Here is a 16,945-nt window from a genome sequence, read left to right on the forward strand (position 1 = left end):
GAGCACGGCGTCAGCCGCGCGGGGCGTCCTGCAGGACCCGGCGCGTGAGGAACTCGCGCGGGGCCCCGGTCAGCGGATCGACGAAGCGCAGCTCGCGCGCGAGCAGCTGCAGCGGCCGCGTGAAGTCGTCCGGCGCCTCGGGAAGCAGCGTCGGGTAGAAGCCGTCGTTCAGGATGCCCGCGCCGAGCGAGGCGAGATGCACCCGCAGCTGATGCATGCGTCCGGAATGCGGGCGCAGCAGCGTGTGCACGACCCGGTCGTCGCAGCCGAGCAGCTCGATGAGCGTCTCGGAGTTCGGCTCGCGCGCCTCGTCGACCCGCACGCACACGTGCGCGCGCAGCTTCTCGATGTGGTTGCGGTACACGATCGGGAACGGTCGTCCCGCCAGGGCGGGGGATGCCGCGTCCCACCCCTCGGGCACCGCGGAGACCGCCTCGTACACCTTCTCGACCTGTCGCCGTTCGAACAGCAGCTGATAGGCCCCGCGGGTCTCGGGGCGGGTGGAGAACATCAGCACACCGGCGGTCGCCCGATCGAGGCGGTGGATCGGGGTGAGCTCGGGGATGCCGAGGAGGTTGCGCAGCCGCACCAGGGCCGAGTTCTGCAGGTACTTGCCGCCCGGCGTCGTGGGGAGGAAGTGCGGCTTGTCGGCCACGACCAGGTCGCGGTCCTGGTGCAGCACCTCCACGACGAACGGGATCTCGCGCTCGATGGGAGGCTCGCGGTAGTACCAGACGAACTCGTGCGCGCCCAGCGGGGTCTCGCGCGCGAGGGGCGTGCCGTCCCTCGCGACGATCTCACCGCGGTCGAACCGAGACAGCAGGCGCTCGGGCTCGAGGTGGAAGAAGCGCTCGGCCATGTACGCGCCGACCGTCGGCCACGGCCCGGTCAGCGGCAGATGCAGCCGGGTCGCACCGACGCCGTCGCGCACCGGCAGCGGGGAGCGCATCGCCATCAGCGTCCGCGCCCTGGAACAGGAGCGCTCACGAGTCGAAGCTCAGGCTCAGCTTGCGCAGCAGGCCGGCCAGCCGCTCGCGGTCGGTGCGGGGGAGGGCCTGCAGTAGCACGGCCTCGGCGTCGACGAGGCGGGTGATCGCGGCATCCACCCGCACCCGCCCGTCGTCGGTGAGGGTGACGAGCACGCTGCGCCCGTCCTGAGGGTCGGACTCGCGTCGGACGAACCGGCGTCCCACCAGACGATCGATGCGGTTGGTCATCGTGCCGCTGGAGACCAGGGTCTGCTGCAGCAGCTGCTTGGGGGACAGCTGGAACGGCGCGCCGGCACGTCGCAGCGCCGAGAGCACGTCCCACTCCCACGGCTCGATGTCACTGCGGCGGAACACGTCGCGCCGGGCGCGGTCGAGATGCCGTGAGAGGCGGTCCATGCGCGAGAGCACCTCGAGGGGTGAGAAGTCCAGGTCGGGGCGCTGGGTGTTCCAGGCGCCGACGATCCGGTCGACCTCATCCGCCTCGCTCATCCCCCCATTATCCTGTGCCCGTCACGTCCGTCCGGACGGGAGAGCGGGTCCGCCGTGGCAGAATTGACCCGCGGTCGCCGCCCAGCGAGGCGGAGGGCCGTGGTCCGCCGTGGTGTAACGGCAGCACGACAGCCTTTGGAGCTGTGAAGTTCAGGTTCGAATCCTGGCGGCGGAGCATGACGCAGAACAATCTCGCCATCATCGTGCTCGCCGCAGGGCAGGGCACCCGCATGAAGTCCCGCCGACCCAAGGTGCTGCACGAGATCGCAGGACGCCCGCTGGTCGGTCATGTGCTCACCACGGCCCGGTCTCTGGGCGCGTCGCACATCGAGGTCGTCGTGCGCCACGAGCGCGAGCAGGTCGTCACGGCGCTCGCCGCCGATTACCCCGACGCGGTCTTCGTCGACCAGGACGACGTGCCCGGCACCGGCCGCGCCGTGCAGGTCGCGATCGACGCGCTGCCCGCCGACTTCGACGGCGATGTGCTCGTGCTCTCGGGCGACTGCCCGCTCGCCGACGCCGAGACGCTCTCGTCGTTCCTCGACGAGCACCGCGCGTCGGGTGCACCGGCGACCCTGATGACCGCTGTCGTCGACGACCCGACCGGGTACGGCCGGGTGATCCGCGACGCCGACGGCGGTGTCGACCGCATCGTGGAGCAGAAGGATGCCAGCGACGACGAGGCGTCGGTCCGCGAGATCAACGCCGGCATGTACGCGTTCCGCTCCGAGACCCTGCGCCGCTACCTGCCCGAGATCGGCGTCGACAACGCGCAGGGCGAGATGTACCTCACCGACGTGCCGGGCCTGCTGCGCCGCGACGGTGACCGCGTGGCGGCATCCGTCGTCTCCGACGTCACCGTGACGTTCGGGGTCAACGACCGGGCGCAGCTCGCGCTCGTCGGTCGCCTGCTCAACCAGCGCATCGTGCGTCGCTGGCAGCGCGAGGGCGTCACCGTCGTCGACCCCGATACCACGTGGATCGACGACGACGCCACGCTCGCACCCGACGTGACGATCCTCCCGAACACCCAGATCCTGCGCGCCACGGTCATCGCCGAAGGCGCCACCGTAGGGCCCGACACCACGCTGGTGGACTGCGAGGTCGGCGCGGACGCGGTGGTCAAGCGCACCGACGCGACGCTCGCGGTGATCGGGGCGAAGGCCACCGTCGGCCCGTTCTCGTTCCTGCGCCCCGGCACCGTGCTCGGCGCCGGCGGCAAGATCGGCGCGTACGTCGAGACGAAGAACGCCGAGATCGGCGAGAGCAGCAAGGTGCCCCACCTGTCGTACGTGGGCGATGCCACGATCGGTCGCGGCGTCAACCTCGGCGCCGGCACGATCACCGCGAACTACGACGACGTGAACAAGCACCGCACCGTGGTCGGCGATGAGGTGCACACCGGCTCGCACACCGTGCTCGTGGCGCCCGTTAGGCTGGGGGCAGGTGCGAAGACAGGTGCCGGCGCCGTCGTCCGCAAGGACGTGCCCGCGGGTGCCCTGGCCATGAGCGTCGCCCCCCAGCGCAACATCGACGGGTGGGTCGAGAAGAACAGAGCAGGCACGGGTGCAGCCGATGCGGCGGCCCGCGAACGATCGGCGGAATAGGGCGCATGGGCAACAAGAAGAAGAAGGTCGCACTCGATCGTGAGAACGGGGTCGCACCCGGTCTGATCGCGAAGACGAAGAAGCGCCTCGTCGTCGCGGGCGGACGCTCGCATCCCGAGCTGACCGCAGCCGTCGCCACGGCCCTCGGCCAGGAGGCGGCCCCGGTCGAGCACCGCACGTTCGCCTCCGGGGAGATCTACGCCCGCTTCGAGGTGTCGATCCGCGGCTGCGACCTGTTCATCGTGCAGTCGTTCGGCGAGCCGGTGAACGAGTGGCTCATGGAGACGCTGATCATGCTCGACGCCGCTAAGCGCGCCTCGGCCAAGCGCATCACCGTCGTCGCCCCGTACTACCCCTACTCCCGTCAGGACAAGAAGGGCCGCGGTCGCGAGCCCATCTCCGCCCGCCTCGTGGCCGACATGCTGAAGACCGCCGGCGCTGACCGCGTGATGAGCGTCGACCTGCACGCCGCGCAGATCCAGGGGTTCTTCGACGGACCGGTCGATCACCTCTTCGCCAAGCCCGTGCTGCTCGAGCACTTCCAGGGCACCCTCACCGCCGAGGACCGCGAGACGCTCACGATCGTGTCGCCCGACATGGGTCGTGTCCGTGTGGCCGACAGCTGGTCGGACAGCCTGGGAGCACCCCTCGCGATCATCCACAAGCGTCGCGACCCCAAGGTCGCCAACCAGGTCTCGGTGCACGAGATCGTCGGCACCGTCGACGGACGCACCTGCCTGCTCGTCGACGACATGATCGACACCGGCGGCACGATCGTCAAGGCCGCGCAGGCGCTGAAGGCGAACGGCGCCCGCAAGGTGATCGTCGCGGCCACGCACGCGGTCTTCAGCGACCCGGCATCCGACCGCCTGCAGGACGACGCGATCGACCAGGTCGTCGTGACCGACACGATCCCGCTCACCCAGTCGCGACGCTGGGACGGGCTCACGGTGCTGCCGATCGCGCCGCTGCTCGCCACCGCGATCAAGCAGGTCTTCGAAGACGGCTCCGTGACGAGCATGTTCGGCGGAGACGCCTGATCGCCCCGACGTCGCGACGACGGCATCCGGATTTCTCATAGCCGGATGCCCGAAGCTGGACGCATGAACGTGCATCCCGCAGCCCGCACCGGAACCGCTCTGCTCGGCGTCGCCGGCGCCCTCGTCCTCGCCGGGTGCTCGGGTGCGGCGGACGCCGACACAGGCAAGGCCGACCCGTCACCGCTGAGCACCGACGCCACTGCCCCCTACGCCGACGGAACGTACACGGCTGAGGGGTCGTATCGCACGCCCGAGACGGTGGAGACGATCGAGGTGACCCTGACGATCGCAGACGACACCGTCACCGACGTCCGCGTGGTCGGCGACCCGCTGGCCCCGGAGTCGAAGAACTACCAGGGTCAGTTCATCGCCGGCATCTCCGATGTCGTGGTCGGGAAGAAGCTCGACGAGCTGGAGGTCGACCGCGTCGCCGGATCGTCGCTCACCAGCGACGGATTCGATCAGGCCGTGGTGAAGATCAAGGACGAAGCCGCCACAGCGGCCGAGTGATCCGGCATGCACTCGTGGCGGTTCGACGCCATCGGCACGTCGTGGGAGATCGAGACCGTCGACCCGCTGAACGGCACGGCTCGAGCGCGCGTGGGCGGCATCATCGAGGCGTTCGACGCGACCTGGTCGCGCTTCCGTGACGACTCCGTCGTCTCGTCGCTGCGCGCGCACGGCGGCACGGCGGAGCTGACCCCCGCAGCCGCCGCCGATGCCGCCGCGATGATCGACACCTACCGCGATCTCGGTCGGGCGACCGACGGCGGTGTGAACCCGCTGATCGGGTCGGCACTCGAGGCGCTCGGCTACGACGCCGCACTGACCCTGCGCCCGGGCACGCGGCAGCCGGGTGGGATGTACGCGGGGCACGCGCGGTGGGAGCACATGCTGCACGGCGAGCACGGTTCGCTGACCCTCGAGGAGCCCGCCGTCATCGATGTCGGCGCCGTCGGCAAGGGGCGGCTGGTCGATCTCGTCAGCGACGCGCTGGCGGAGGTTCCCGGCCGGGTGACCGTCGACGGCAGCGGTGATCTTCGCGTACGCGGCGGCACCGCGAGAGTCGCGCTCGAGCACCCGTACGACACGACCTCCGCGATCGGGGTGGTCGAGGTGACGGATGCCGCGCTGTGCGCATCCGCGGTGACACGGCGGACGTGGGGGAGCGGACTGCACCACGTGCTCGACGGACGCACCGGGCTTCCCGTGCGCACCTGGGTCGCCACCTGGGCTCTCGCCGGGGACGCCATGCACGCCGACGGCGCGGCGACCGGCCTGTTCTTCGACGGGGGTCCCGAGATCGCCGATCGCTGGGGCGCTCACTGGGTGCGGATGTCGAGCGACGGGCGCGTCGAGCGCTCACGCGGGTTCCCCGGTGAGCTGTTCACCGAGCCCGCCCGCTGAGGATACGGAAGAGTAGAAGAGTGATCACTGCGTTCTTGGCGATGCGGCAGCGCGTGCTGGCCGTCCTCGGCGGCATCTCGATGTACCGGCTCGTGCTGTTCGCCCTCGCGGGGCTTGCGGCGATCGCGCTCGGGCTGTCGCTGGCGGGGCTGGTCGGACCGTCGGCGGGCGAGATCCTGGCATCCTTCGCCGTGCTCGCCCTCTCGATCTCCGCGGTCGACGCCGCCGCGCAGCGCGTCTTGCGCCTGCCGTGGCGCATCGAGTCGTCGCTGGTCACGGCACTCATCCTGCTGTTCGTGCTGCAGCCCTCGCTGACCCCGGCCGGCTTGGGCGGGACGGCACTCGCCGGGGTGCTGGCGAGCCTGTCGAAATACCTGATCGCGTGGCGCGGACGGCACATCCTCAATCCCGCCGCATTCGGCGCCGCGGTGGTGACGGTCTTCGGTCTCGGCACATTCTCGGCGTGGTGGGTCGGCACGCCCTGGCTTGCGCTGTTCGTCGCGCTGAGCGGGCTGATCGTGCTGTGGCGCACCGAGAAGGTGCGGCTGATGCTCGTCTTCCTTCTCGTGGTCGTCGTGGTGTCGGTGGTGCGGCAGGCCGTGCAGTCGCAGGAGTTCGGCATCCCGTTCAGCGCGGGCGAGGCGCTGCCGGCCGCACTCACGCAGACGCCGTACCTCTTCCTCGGTGCGTTCATGCTCTCCGAGCCGCTCACCCTGCCGCCGCGACGCTGGCAGCAGTACAGCGTCGCCGCTCTCGTGGGAGTGCTCGCCGGATGGCCGATCGCGGTCGGCTCGCTGTTCACGCTCGGTCAGGAGCGCGCTCTGCTGATCGGCAACCTGTTCGCCTTCGCCTTCGCGCTGCGCAGCTCGGTGCGGCTGGTGCTCACGGAGCGCACCTTCGTCACGCCCACCGCACAGGAGCTCACGTTCCGCACCAAGGGGCGGCTGCGCTTCGTCGCGGGGCAGTATCTCGAGCTCGAGGTGCCGCATCGCAATCCGGATGCCAGGGGCACCCGCCGCGAGTTCAGCATCGTCTCCGCGCCTGCCGACCTGCCCACTCTGCGCATCGCCTACAAGGACGGCGATCAGAAGCATCCGTCGAGCTACAAACGGGCGCTGAAGGCTGCCGAACCGGGAGCCGTGCTCGCCGTCACCGGCACGTGGGGAGACTTCGTGCTGCCGCGCGGGCGCACCCCGGTGCTGATGGTCGCGGCAGGCATCGGTGTGACCCCGTTCGTGTCGCAGCTGCGCCAGCTGCAGGCCACCGGCGCCGAGCGCGATGTCGTGCTCATCTATGTGGCCTCCGAGGCGGCCGAGCTCGCGTTCCGCGATGAGCTCGCGGCGACCGGCGTCCGCACGATCGTGTTCACGCGCGACGAGCCGGCCGAGCTGCCGGCGCACTGGGCCTGGGCGCAGGGTGCCCGGCTCGACGCGGAGGCTCTGCAGCGCGTGGTGCCCGATCTCGCCGCGCGGCACGCCTACATCTCCGGACCGCCCCGCCTCATCGCCGATCTCGCACCGGCGCTGCAGAAGGCCCGCGCGGTGACGACCGACGCGTTCGCCGGCTACTGATCCGGATGCTCGTCGCGCTCGGACCGCGCCTGCGCTGACCGAGCCGGGGTGGCCTGCTCGCCGCGCGGCAGGCGCATCGTGAACGACGTGTCACCCGGCGTGCTCTCGACCGAGATCGTGCCGCCGTGGCCTTCGACGATCGCCTTGGCGATCGCGAGGCCGAGGCCCGTGCCGCCGGTCTGCCGCGCGCGCGACACGTCGCCGCGAGCGAACCGGGCGAACAGCTCCTCGCGCACGTCGGGATCGATCCCTGGCCCGTCGTCGTGCACGCGCAGCTCGGCGCCCGAAGGGGTGGCCGACACCGACAGCGTGATGGTCGTGCCCTCCGGCGTGTGCGTGCGGGCGTTGGCGAGCAGGTTGCCGACCACCTGATGCAGGCGTCCGACGTCACCCGCGACGACGACGGGCTCGCCGGGGGTCTCGAGCTTCCAGTGGTGGTCAGGCGCGGTGGGCTGCGCGTCGGCGAGGGCTTCGACGGCGAGCTGCGAGAGGTCGACCTCGCCGTGCACCAGCTCGGCGCCCTCGTCGAGCCTGGCCAGCAGCAGCAGGTCCTCGACGAGTCGCGTCATCCGCAGCGACTGCGCCTGGATGCGCTCCAGCGCGGAGGTGGTGTTCTCGACGGTGGGCGCGTCCTGCGACTGACGCAGCGCCCGCAGCGACAGCTCGGAGTACCCGCGGATCGACGCGAGCGGCGTGCGCAGCTCGTGGCTGGCATCCGCCACGAACCGCCGCATGCGCTCCTCGTTGCGCTGACGCGCCGAGAGCGATGAGTCGACGTGGTCGAGCAGGGTGTTCAGCGCCACTCCCACCCGGCCGACCTCGGTGCGCGGGTCGGCCTCGTAGTCCGGCACCCGCTCGGTGATGCTCACCTCGCCGCGATCGAGTGGCTGCCCGGCGACGCGTGACGCGGTCGCTGCCACCGCGCGCAGCGGTCGCAGCCCCATGCTGATCGTGAGCGCGGTGGTGAGGGCGAGCAGGATCAGCCCTCCGAGGGTCGCCAGGGCTATCACCGTGAACAGCGACGTCATGGTGTGCTGCACCTCGGCACGGGGGAGCCCCGTGATGACCACCACGCCGTTCTCGGTGCGGTCGACCATCACCCGGAACGAGCCGACGTCGTGCACGGTGACCGTCGCGGAGTCGGACTCCTGCAGTGCCGCGGTGAGCGTCAGCAGATCGCGGGCGGGGAGGTCGCGACGGGATTCGGGGGTGACGATCACGCCCGAGGCGGGTGTGTCGGGAGGCAGGACGGCGAGCAGCAGACTGCCGGTCTGCACGATGCCGCCGCTGACCGCGTTCTCGGCGGTGAGGGGCTCACCGCGCAGCTCCGCCGCCGTGGCGCGGCTGGTGACCAGAGCCGTCGTGACTTTCGAGGTGGCGACGAGCTTCCTCTGCAGATCGTCCTCGAGGGTCTTGCCGAGCGTCGCGCTGGTGATGATCGCGACGATCACGAGGATGAGCGAGACGAACCCGATCACCGCGGCCATCAGCCGCGCCTGAAGGCTCAGCGGGTGCGGGAGCATGGGCTACTGCGGCGACTTGATCATGTAGCCGACACCGCGCACGGTGTGCAGCAGCGGAGTGCGGCCGGCGTCGATCTTCTTGCGCAGATACGAGATGTACAGCTCGACCACCGACGACTTGCCGCCGAAGTCGTAGCTCCACACCCGGTCGAGGATCTGCGCCTTCGACAGCACGCGCCGCTCGTTGCGCATCAGGAAGCGCAGCAGCTCGAACTCCGTGGCGGTGAGCTCGATCTCGTCGTCTCCGCGGATCACCTCGTGGCTGTCCTCGTTGAGCGAGAGGTCGGCGACTCGGAGGATCGACTGCTCGTCGCCGGTCTGCCCCTGGCCGGAGCGGCGGATGACGGCCCGCAGCCGTGCGATGACCTCTTCGAGGCTGAACGGCTTGGTGACGTAGTCGTCGCCACCCGCGGTGAGCCCGGCGATGCGGTCGGCGACGGCATCCTTCGCCGTGAGGAACACGACGGGCACGAGATTGCCGGATTCTCTCAGCCGGCGCAGCACGCTCATGCCGTCGAGGTCGGGCATCATGACGTCGAGCACCAGGGCATCCGGTTCGAAGTCGCGGGCGACCTGCAGGGCCTCCAGGCCCGAGGCCGCGGTGCGCACCTCCCAGCCCTCCATGCGCAGGGCCATGGCGAGCAGGTCGGTGAGCATCGGCTCGTCGTCGACCGCGAGGATGCGCAGCGGGGTTCCGTCGGGACGGCGCAGATCAGGATGCTCGGTGCTCATGGCACCATTCTGCGCTCGTCTTCGCCGAGATTCCCTTGCGTCTCCTATGCGTCACCTGTGGGTGTTGCGGGAGTGGGACATGCATCGGGCTCGGGATGGCGTGCGAGCGCCGTCCCGAGCCCGGGTTGCGGTCAGTGGGTGTCGACGGCGGGGATCTCGGTGCGGTCGCCTGACCAGAGGGTGTGGAAGGTGCCTTCCTTGTCGATGCGGCGGTAGGTGTGTGCGCCGAAGAAGTCGCGCTGGCCCTGGATGAGGGCGGCGGGCAGGCGCTCGGCGCGGATGCCGTCGTAGTACGACAGGGAGGAGGAGAACGCGGGGGCGGGGATGCCGGCCTGGGCGGCGGCGATGACGACGCGGCGCCATGACGCCTGTCCGCGGGAGAGCGCCTCGGCGAAGTACGGGGCGGTGAGCAGGGCGGGCAGGTCGGGTTCGGCGGCGTACGCGTCGGCGATGCGGTTGAGGAACTGGGCGCGGATGATGCATCCGGCGCGCCAGATCTTCGCCACGGCGCCGAGGTCGATGCTCCAGCCGTATTCGGTGGCTCCGGCGCGGATCTCGTCGAAGCCCTGGGAGTACGCGACGATCTTCGATGCGTACAGGGCCAGGCGCACGTCTTCGATGAAGGCGTCCACGTCGTCGACGGTGAACTCGCCCTCGGGGCCGGGCAGGTGGGCGGCGACGGCGCGCTGCTCGGGGTGGGAGGAGAGGGAGCGGGCGAAGGTGGCCTCGGCGATGCCGGAGACGGGAACGCCGAGGGCGAGCGCCGTCTGCACGGTCCACGCCCCGGTGCCCTTGGCACCGGCCTGGTCGACGATGACGTCGACCAGCGGCTGGCCGGTCTCCTGGTCGATCTGACGCAGCACCTCGGCGGTGATCTCGATCAGGTACGACTCGAGCTCGCCGGTGTTCCACTCGGCGAAGATGTCGGCGATCTCGGCGGGGGATCTGCCCGTGCCGCGACGGATCAGGTCGTAGGCCTCGGCGATCAGCTGCATGTCGGCGTACTCGATGCCGTTGTGCACCATCTTCACGAAGTGACCCGCGCCGCCGTGCCCGACGTGCGTGACGCACGGCTCGCCCTCGGCGACCGCCGCGATCGACTCCAGGATCGGACCGAGCGTCACCCAGGACTCATCCGACCCGCCGGGCATGATGCTCGGCCCCAGCAGCGCACCCTCCTCACCACCGGAGATGCCCGCGCCGACGAAGTTGATCCCCGTCTCACGCACCGCCTTCTCCCGGCGGATGGTGTCGGGGAAGTACGCGTTGCCGCCATCGACGATGATGTCGCCCGGCTCGAACACCCGCACGAGCTCATCGATCACCGCATCCGTGCCGAGCCCCGCCTTGACCATGATGATCGCCGTGCGCGGCTTCTGCAGCGACGCCGCGAACTCCTCGTACGAGAACGTCGGCACGAAACCCGCCTCCGGGTGCAACGCCACCAGATCATCCGTCTTCGCCCGCGAGCGGTTCAGCACCGCCACCGTGTTGCCCTCCCGGCTGGCGAGATTACGGGCCAGATTCGAACCCATGACGGCGAGTCCGACGACTCCGATATTGGCTGCAGCAGTGGGCACAGGGATCTCCTCGGTGATGAAGGTTGTGATCTCAGGGTATCGGTGGATGAAGGGTCAGAATTCGTTCGTGTCATCCGGCCTGGGACGCCGCTCGGCGACCAGGCGGCGGGTGACGGAGATGTCGCGATCTCCCAGGCCGCGGTCGACGATCTCGTCGAAGGCGGCGCGCAGGGCGGGCAGCAGAACCGCGTCGGTGCCGGTGCCGGCGGCGATGTCTGCCGCGAAGCGCAGGTCCTTGACCATGTACTTCGCCATGCCGCTGGCCGAGTCGTCGCCGGTCACGAGCTTGGAGTGCCTGGCCTCGAGCAGTCGCGACCCCGCGTATCCGCCGGCGAGCAGCGACCACATGCGGTCGAGATCGATGCTCGAGCGGTCCGCGAGCACGGTCGCCTCGCCGAGGGCCAGGATCGTGGCCGACACGACGAGCTGATTGCACGCCTTGGCCACCTGGCCGGCCCCGAGGGGGCCCAGGTGCACGGCGGTTCCGCACGGGGCGAGCACCTCGGCCGCGAGGGCGGTGTCGGCCTCGGCGCCGCCCAGCATGATCGAGAGGGTGCCGGCCCTGGCGCCGTCCTCACCGCCCGACACCGGGCAGTCGACCAGACGCACCCGGCCGGAGGTCTGCGCGTGCAGCCTGTCGCCGAGCGCGCGCACGGCCGGTGCCGACGACGTCGACGCGATGAGGATCAGCAGGTCTCGGTCGCCGGCGAGCAGTCCGTCGGGTCCGTCCAGCAGCTGCTCCAGCTCGGGCAGATCCGGCAGCACGCTCACCATCACGTCGACGCACATCGCGAGCTCCCGCGGCGACTCGGCCCAGGTCGCACCGGCGGCGACGAGCTCGGGCTGCGGGCGGCGGGCGTGGATGACGAGCTCGCCGCGCTCGGCGAGCAGGCGTTCGGCCATCGGACGCCCCATCGAACCCAGGCCGATGATGCCGACGGTCGCGGAGGATGCGTTCATCACCCCACGATAACAGAGTCCAACTCGATGGACGCTGTTCATATGGCTGTATTCCGGCTAGGCTGTGGATGCGTTCGTTCAAGGGAGAGAACATGACCGACACCCAGACCAAGCTTCGTGCGGTGGCAGCCGTGCCGTTGAGCGAGTCGCTGTGCCAGCTCATCGAGCACCTGGAGCCGCGAGTCGAGATGATCCGCGACCACTCCCTCACCCATCCGATGCGCGGCCCCGCCGACTGGTCGGGCGACCCCGAGCATGTCCGGACGGCGCAGCAGCAGGCCGCCTTCGAGGCGATGGTCGACTCGGCCGACGCTCTGTTCGGCATCCCCGATGTCGACCCGGCCGCGCTGGCGAGGACCGTCGCCGCGAACCCGGGCCTGAGATGGGTCATGACCACGGCGGCGGGCGGCGGGAGCCAGATCCAGGCGGCGGGCCTCGACAGCGCCGCTCTCGATCGGATCGTGTTCACCACCAGCGCGGGGGTGCACGCGGGCCCGCTCGCCGAGTTCGCCGTGCTCGGTGTGCTCGCCGGGGCGAAGGATCTGCCGCGTCTGCAGGCCGACCAGGCGGGGAAGCGCTGGAGCGAGCGGTGGGAGATGCGCCAGGTCGACGAGATGACCGTGCTGGTCGTCGGCCTCGGCGGCATCGGGGCGGAGTGCGCGCGGCGCTTCAAAGCCCTCGGCGCGACGGTCTGGGGAACGACCCGCTCGGGCGAGCCCGTGGACGGCGTCGACAGGCTGGTGCCGCTGGACGATCTCGTGACGGCAGCGGGGCAGGTGGATGCCATCGTGGTGGCGCTTCCCGGCACCGCGCAGACGCATCATCTGATCGGACCCGAGGTGTTCGCCGCGCTGCGACCCGGCGTGATCTTCGCGAGCGTCGGACGCGGCACCGCGGTCGATGAGGGCGCGCTGCTCGAGGCGCTCGACGACGGCCGTGTGGCGTACGCGGCGATGGACGTCTTCGAGGTCGAGCCTCTCCCGAGCGGCTCCGCGCTGTGGAATCACCCGCGCGTGCTGGTCAGCCCGCACACCGCGGCCCTGAGTTCGAAGGAGGAGGAGCGCATCGCCCGCCGCTTCGCCGAGAACGCGGCGCGCCTGCTGGATGGTCTGCCGTTGCGTGCGGCGGTCGATACTGTCGAGTTCTACTGACCGCCGGCGACGCGCCGGCAGCACCGGGAGGGGCAGCGTGGCACGAGAAGAGGATTCCCGCGAGAGCAGGGACCCGGCGCCCGCGGTGACGCGGAGCATCCGCCTGCTCGGGCTGCTTGCAGCGGCCGAGCCGCGCACCCTCACCGAGCTCGCGGGCGAGCTCGGTCTGGCGAAGTCCTCGACCGCGAACCTCTGCCTCGCCCTCGAGGCCGGGGGGATGATCCAGCGCACGTCCGCCGGATATCGGCTGGGCCTGCGCACCGCCGAACTGGGCGGGGCATTCGCCGCCCAGTTCAACCAGGTGCGCGAGTTCTATTCCGTGTGCGAGGCGTCCGAGGTGCTCTCCGGCGAGCTCGTGCAGGTCGCGCTGCTCGACGGAGCGGAGTCGCTCTACCTCGCCAGACACGAGGGATCGCGCTCCCTGCGGCTGGGCACCCCGCTGGGCTCGCGTCTGCCGGCCGCGCTCTCCGCCACGGGGCGCGCGCTGCTCATGTCGATGTCGGACGACGAGGTCGTCGCGCTGCTCGGCCACGATGCCGTCTTCCCGCAGCTCACCGAGCGGGGAGCGCGCAACATGACCGAGCTCCTCGAGGTGCTCGCCGCGGCGCGGCGGCGGGGGTGGGCGCTGGACGCGGAGGAATCCTTCCGCGGGGTCGTCGGCGTCGCCGTGCCCCTGGAGCCGTGGGCGCCGTCCGACCCGGCCCTGGCCCTCGGAGTGGCGATCCGCGCACCCGAGGCGGACTTCGAGCGGATCGAGCGGGTGGGCGAGGCCCTGCGCGCGGCCGCCCGTCAGCTGACGAACCCGTTCAGCGCTGCCGCCCGTCGCTGACCCGCTGACCGGACTCGCCCGTCGGTCCGCACCGTCGCGCGTGCGCATTGTCGTGCGTCCACACCTAGTCCAAAGGATTGAACATCGTTCACTGGGCTGGTATCGTCGTCGTGACGTTGATGCGCAGCCGATCGAAGGAGATGGCCATGACCGACCCCCGCACCACCAGACCCGCGCCCACGGACGATCCCGAATACGCCGCGAACCTCCGCCGCGCGACACTGGCGTCCAGCGTCGGCAGTGCGCTGGAGTACTTCGACTTCGCGCTGTACGGCCTGTCGACCGCGCTGATCTTCAATGTGCTGTTCTTCCCGCAGGACGACCCGGCAATGGCCACCGTCGCCGCATTCGCGACATTCGGGGTCGGCTTCCTGGCCCGCCCCTTCGGCGGTCTGTTCTTCGGCGTGCTGGGCGACAGGCTCGGCCGCAAGTGGGTGCTCGTGGCGACCATCGTGCTGATGGGCGGCGCGTCCACCGCGATCGGTCTGCTTCCCACCTACGAGGCGATCGGCGTGTGGGCTCCCGTGCTGCTGGTGATCATGCGTCTGCTGCAGGGCTTCGGGGCAGGAGCCGAGCAGGCCGGCGCGACGGTGCTGATGGCCGAGTACGCGCCGGTGCGCCGTCGCGGCTTCTTCGCTGCGCTGCCGTTCATCGGCATCCAGGCAGGCACTCTTCTCGCGGCGCTCGTCTTCAGCCTCATCAGCCTGCTGCCGACCCAGGCCCTGCTCAGCTGGGGCTGGCGCGTGCCGTTCCTGGCATCCTTCGCCCTGATCCTGCTCGCCCTCTTCATCCGGATGCGGCTGCGCGAGACCCCCACCTTCGTCGAGCTCGAGAAGCACGAGCAGATCGCCGACCGGCCGATCCGCGACATCTTCACGCACGGTCTGCCCGGCGTGATCGTCGGAATCGGTCTGCGCATGGCCGAGAACGGCGGCTCCTACATGTTCCAGACGCTGGGCCTGGCCTTCTTCGTCGCCGTCGCCGGCGACTCCGCCGACAAGAGCCTGCTCACCTGGGGCGTCACGATCGGCTCCCTCATCGGCGTCTTCTCGGTGCCGTTCGCCGGACACCTGTCCGATCGTCTCGGACGCCGGACGGTGTACCGCTTCGGCGCCGTCTTCATGCTGATCTACACGTTCCCGGCCTGGTGGATGCTGTCGCTGGGCGACCACGCGCTGGCCATCGGCGTCATCGCCGTCGGCATCGGCGTCGCGGTCTGCACGATGCTCGGACCGCAGTGCGCGATGCTCCCGGAGCTCTTCGGCAATCGCCACCGCTACCTCGGTGTGGCCATGGCCCGCGAGATCTCGGCGGTGCTGGCCGGCGGGCTGGCCGGTGTCCTCGGTGCGTACCTGATCGCCGTCAGCGACGCGAACTGGATCCTGCTCGCCAGCTACATGGCCGTGCTCGCCCTCATCACCACGGCCTCGACCTTCCTGGCGCCCGAGACGCTGCGGCGCGACCTCACCCGCATCGACGACGCCATCAAGGTGTCGCGCGCGGAGGCGGGAGACGACGTCTACGCCACCACGGTGTCGATCACGGCGGTCGGACGATGATCCCGCGCGGCATCGCGGCGTTCGACCTCACCGGGCGAACAGCCCTGGTCAGCGGGTCGGGCCAGGGGATCGGCCGCGCGCTGGCCGAGGGCCTGGCCGCCGCCGGCGCGCGGGTGATCGTGCACGGCCGAGATGGCGCGAAAGCCGCCACCGCCGCCGCGGAGATCACCGAGAGCACCGGCGTCGCGGCGCTCAGCGTCGCCTTCGACCTCACCGACTCCGCCGCGGTCGACGACGGCATCGCCGAGGTGGAGCGGATGGTCGGCACTCCCGACATCCTCGTCAACAACGCCGGCGTGCAGCGCCGGGCGCCGATCGCCGAGTTCAGCGATGAGGACTGGGATGCCCTGGTCGCGACCAATCTGTCCGGAGCCTTCCGCCTCTCCCGCGGGGTGGCGCGGGGCATGGTCGCGCGCGGCTCGGGCAAGATCATCTCGATCGGCAGCGTGCAGTCCCAGCTCGCCCGCCCTTCGATCGCGGCGTACTCGGCCACGAAGGGTGCGATCGTCATGCTGACCAAGGGCCTGTGCGCCGACCTCGCGCCCCACGGCATCCAGGCCAACGCGATCGCGCCGGGCTATTTCGAGACCGCGCTCACGCGCCCGCTCGTCGACGACGAGGAGTTCTCGGCATGGGTGCGCTCGCGCACGCCCGCGGGTCGATGGGGCGATGTGCAGGATCTCGTCGGCGCACTCGTCTTCCTCTCCGCGCCGGCGAGCGATTTCGTCAACGGACAGACGCTGTTCGTCGACGGTGGCATGACGGCGGTGGTCTGATGCTCATCGGCCGGGTCCGCACGGTCGACGGCATCCGGTGGGTGCGCGACGACGGCGGCCGCACGCGAGGCATCGAGGACCCGTTCGCGGCGTTCGCCGAGGGTCGCGAGCCCGCGTACGGCGACGCGCTCGTGAGCGGCGAGACGGCGACCCCGTGCGATCCGGTGGTGCTCGTCGGCATCGCCCAGAACGGGGCGGGTCATCCCTCGCCCGTGCAGGCCTGGTTGAAGAGCCCGCGCACCGTGGTCGCCTCCGGCGTCGCGGTGCGGCTGCGCCGGGATGCCGGCGACGCGGTCGCCGAGGGCGAGATCGCCGTGGTCATCGGGCGGTCGACCGAGGGGCTGACGGCCGCGAACGCGCACGAGTACGTGCTCGGCATCACCGCCGTGAACGACCTGTCGAGCCCGGACCGGGCCGAATCGGACCCGCGCAACTTCGAGTCCAAATCGGGGGAGGGGTACACCCCGCTCGGCCCCTGGATCGACACCGGCGCAGACCTCGACGACATCGCGCTCGAGATGGCCACCGCCGGGACGACCGTCGTGTCCACGACAGCGACCGAGCTGCCGGTGGCGATCCGCGACTGTCTCGCGTACGTCGCCGGCTGGACGCCCCTGGGACCCGGCGATGTCGTGATGACCGGAGCGCCCCATTCTCAGGTGCCGGTGGGTCCGGACGACGCGCTGAGCATCACCGTGGGACGGGTCACCCTGTCCACCGCGTTCATCTGAA

General features: G+C 70.6%; 16 protein-coding genes and 1 tRNA gene. 11 read left to right on the top strand and 6 right to left on the bottom strand.

Translation table 11 applies throughout. The features are described 5' to 3' along the window. Positions 1-10: 10 nt before the first annotated feature. Together H9633_RS10555 and H9633_RS10560 are read right to left on the bottom strand one after the other, a co-directional pair. Entirely contained in the window at positions 11-949 is a 939-nt protein-coding gene (locus H9633_RS10555; protein WP_225211405.1) for a pseudouridine synthase, read from the bottom strand. A 34-nt stretch (positions 950-983) separates the two neighbouring features. Beyond that, positions 984-1,478 carry a MarR family winged helix-turn-helix transcriptional regulator gene (locus tag H9633_RS10560; protein ID WP_071644499.1) on the bottom strand — a complete coding sequence of 165 codons (495 nt, stop codon included), beginning with the start codon at positions 1,476-1,478 and terminating at the stop codon, positions 984-986. Positions 1,479-1,581: 103 nt separating this feature from the next. Here H9633_RS10560 and H9633_RS10565 point away from each other — a divergent pair. The 6 genes from H9633_RS10565 to H9633_RS10590 all read left to right on the top strand — a co-directional run bounded on the left by H9633_RS10565 (position 1,582) and on the right by H9633_RS10590 (position 7,103). After that, a tRNA-Gln gene (locus tag H9633_RS10565) sits at positions 1,582-1,653 on the top strand. Position 1,654: 1 nt separating this feature from the next. Beyond that, a complete protein-coding gene (gene glmU, locus H9633_RS10570; RefSeq protein ID WP_071644498.1) occupies positions 1,655-3,085 on the top strand; it encodes a bifunctional UDP-N-acetylglucosamine diphosphorylase/glucosamine-1-phosphate N-acetyltransferase GlmU in 1,431 nt (476 codons plus the stop codon). A gap of 5 nt (positions 3,086-3,090) precedes the next feature. Further along, a complete protein-coding gene (locus tag H9633_RS10575) occupies positions 3,091-4,125 on the top strand; it encodes a ribose-phosphate diphosphokinase (RefSeq protein WP_191713149.1) in 1,035 nt (344 codons plus the stop codon). 45 nt (positions 4,126-4,170) lie between these two features. Beyond that, positions 4,171-4,635, top strand: a complete 465-nt coding sequence (locus H9633_RS10580) for an FMN-binding protein (protein ID WP_225211406.1) — start codon at positions 4,171-4,173, stop codon at positions 4,633-4,635. A gap of 6 nt (positions 4,636-4,641) precedes the next feature. Continuing rightward, positions 4,642-5,532 carry an FAD:protein FMN transferase gene (locus tag H9633_RS10585; protein ID WP_191713150.1) on the top strand — a complete coding sequence of 297 codons (891 nt, stop codon included), beginning with the start codon at positions 4,642-4,644 and terminating at the stop codon, positions 5,530-5,532. Between the two features lie 20 nt (positions 5,533-5,552). Beyond that, entirely contained in the window at positions 5,553-7,103 is a 1,551-nt protein-coding gene (locus H9633_RS10590; RefSeq protein ID WP_404802970.1) for an FAD-dependent oxidoreductase, read from the top strand. Here H9633_RS10590 and H9633_RS10595 read toward each other — a convergent pair. The 4 genes from H9633_RS10595 to H9633_RS10610 form a co-directional block, all read right to left on the bottom strand. Beyond that, positions 7,097-8,590 carry a sensor histidine kinase gene (locus tag H9633_RS10595; RefSeq protein ID WP_225211407.1) on the bottom strand — a complete coding sequence of 498 codons (1,494 nt, stop codon included), beginning with the start codon at positions 8,588-8,590 and terminating at the stop codon, positions 7,097-7,099. The two genes, H9633_RS10590 and H9633_RS10595, sit on opposite strands and share 7 nt — an antisense overlap. Before the next feature lie 39 nt (positions 8,591-8,629). Beyond that, positions 8,630-9,358: a response regulator transcription factor gene (locus H9633_RS10600; RefSeq protein ID WP_191713152.1), complete on the bottom strand. Its 729-nt coding sequence runs from the start codon at positions 9,356-9,358 to the stop codon at positions 8,630-8,632. A 131-nt stretch (positions 9,359-9,489) separates the two neighbouring features. After that, positions 9,490-10,938: an NADP-dependent phosphogluconate dehydrogenase gene (gndA, locus tag H9633_RS10605; protein WP_191713153.1), complete on the bottom strand. Its 1,449-nt coding sequence runs from the start codon at positions 10,936-10,938 to the stop codon at positions 9,490-9,492. Positions 10,939-10,992: 54 nt separating this feature from the next. After that, entirely contained in the window at positions 10,993-11,898 is a 906-nt protein-coding gene (locus H9633_RS10610) for an NAD(P)-dependent oxidoreductase (RefSeq protein ID WP_071640634.1), read from the bottom strand. Between the two features lie 92 nt (positions 11,899-11,990). On the opposite strand from H9633_RS10610, the gene H9633_RS10615 reads away from it, so the two are divergent. The 5 genes from H9633_RS10615 to H9633_RS10635 all read left to right on the top strand — a co-directional run bounded on the left by H9633_RS10615 (position 11,991) and on the right by H9633_RS10635 (position 16,944). After that, positions 11,991-13,049: a D-2-hydroxyacid dehydrogenase gene (locus H9633_RS10615; protein ID WP_191713154.1), complete on the top strand. Its 1,059-nt coding sequence runs from the start codon at positions 11,991-11,993 to the stop codon at positions 13,047-13,049. A gap of 37 nt (positions 13,050-13,086) precedes the next feature. Next, complete coding sequence (locus H9633_RS10620; protein WP_318247263.1) at positions 13,087-13,878, top strand: IclR family transcriptional regulator; 792 nt, start codon at positions 13,087-13,089, stop codon at positions 13,876-13,878. Positions 13,879-14,018: 140 nt separating this feature from the next. Continuing rightward, on the top strand, positions 14,019-15,437 hold the full coding sequence (locus H9633_RS10625; RefSeq protein WP_071640746.1) for an MFS transporter: 1,419 nt from the start codon (positions 14,019-14,021) through the stop codon (positions 15,435-15,437). Further along, entirely contained in the window at positions 15,434-16,213 is a 780-nt protein-coding gene (locus tag H9633_RS10630) for an SDR family oxidoreductase (protein ID WP_071640638.1), read from the top strand. Before H9633_RS10625 ends, H9633_RS10630 begins: the two co-directional genes overlap by 4 nt. Next, complete coding sequence (locus tag H9633_RS10635; protein ID WP_191713156.1) at positions 16,213-16,944, top strand: fumarylacetoacetate hydrolase family protein; 732 nt, start codon at positions 16,213-16,215, stop codon at positions 16,942-16,944. Before H9633_RS10630 ends, H9633_RS10635 begins: the two co-directional genes overlap by 1 nt. Position 16,945 lies beyond the last annotated feature (1 nt).

It is taken from the genome of Microbacterium commune, assembly GCF_014836945.1.
GTDB classification, from domain to species: Bacteria; Actinomycetota; Actinomycetes; order Actinomycetales; family Microbacteriaceae; genus Microbacterium; species Microbacterium commune.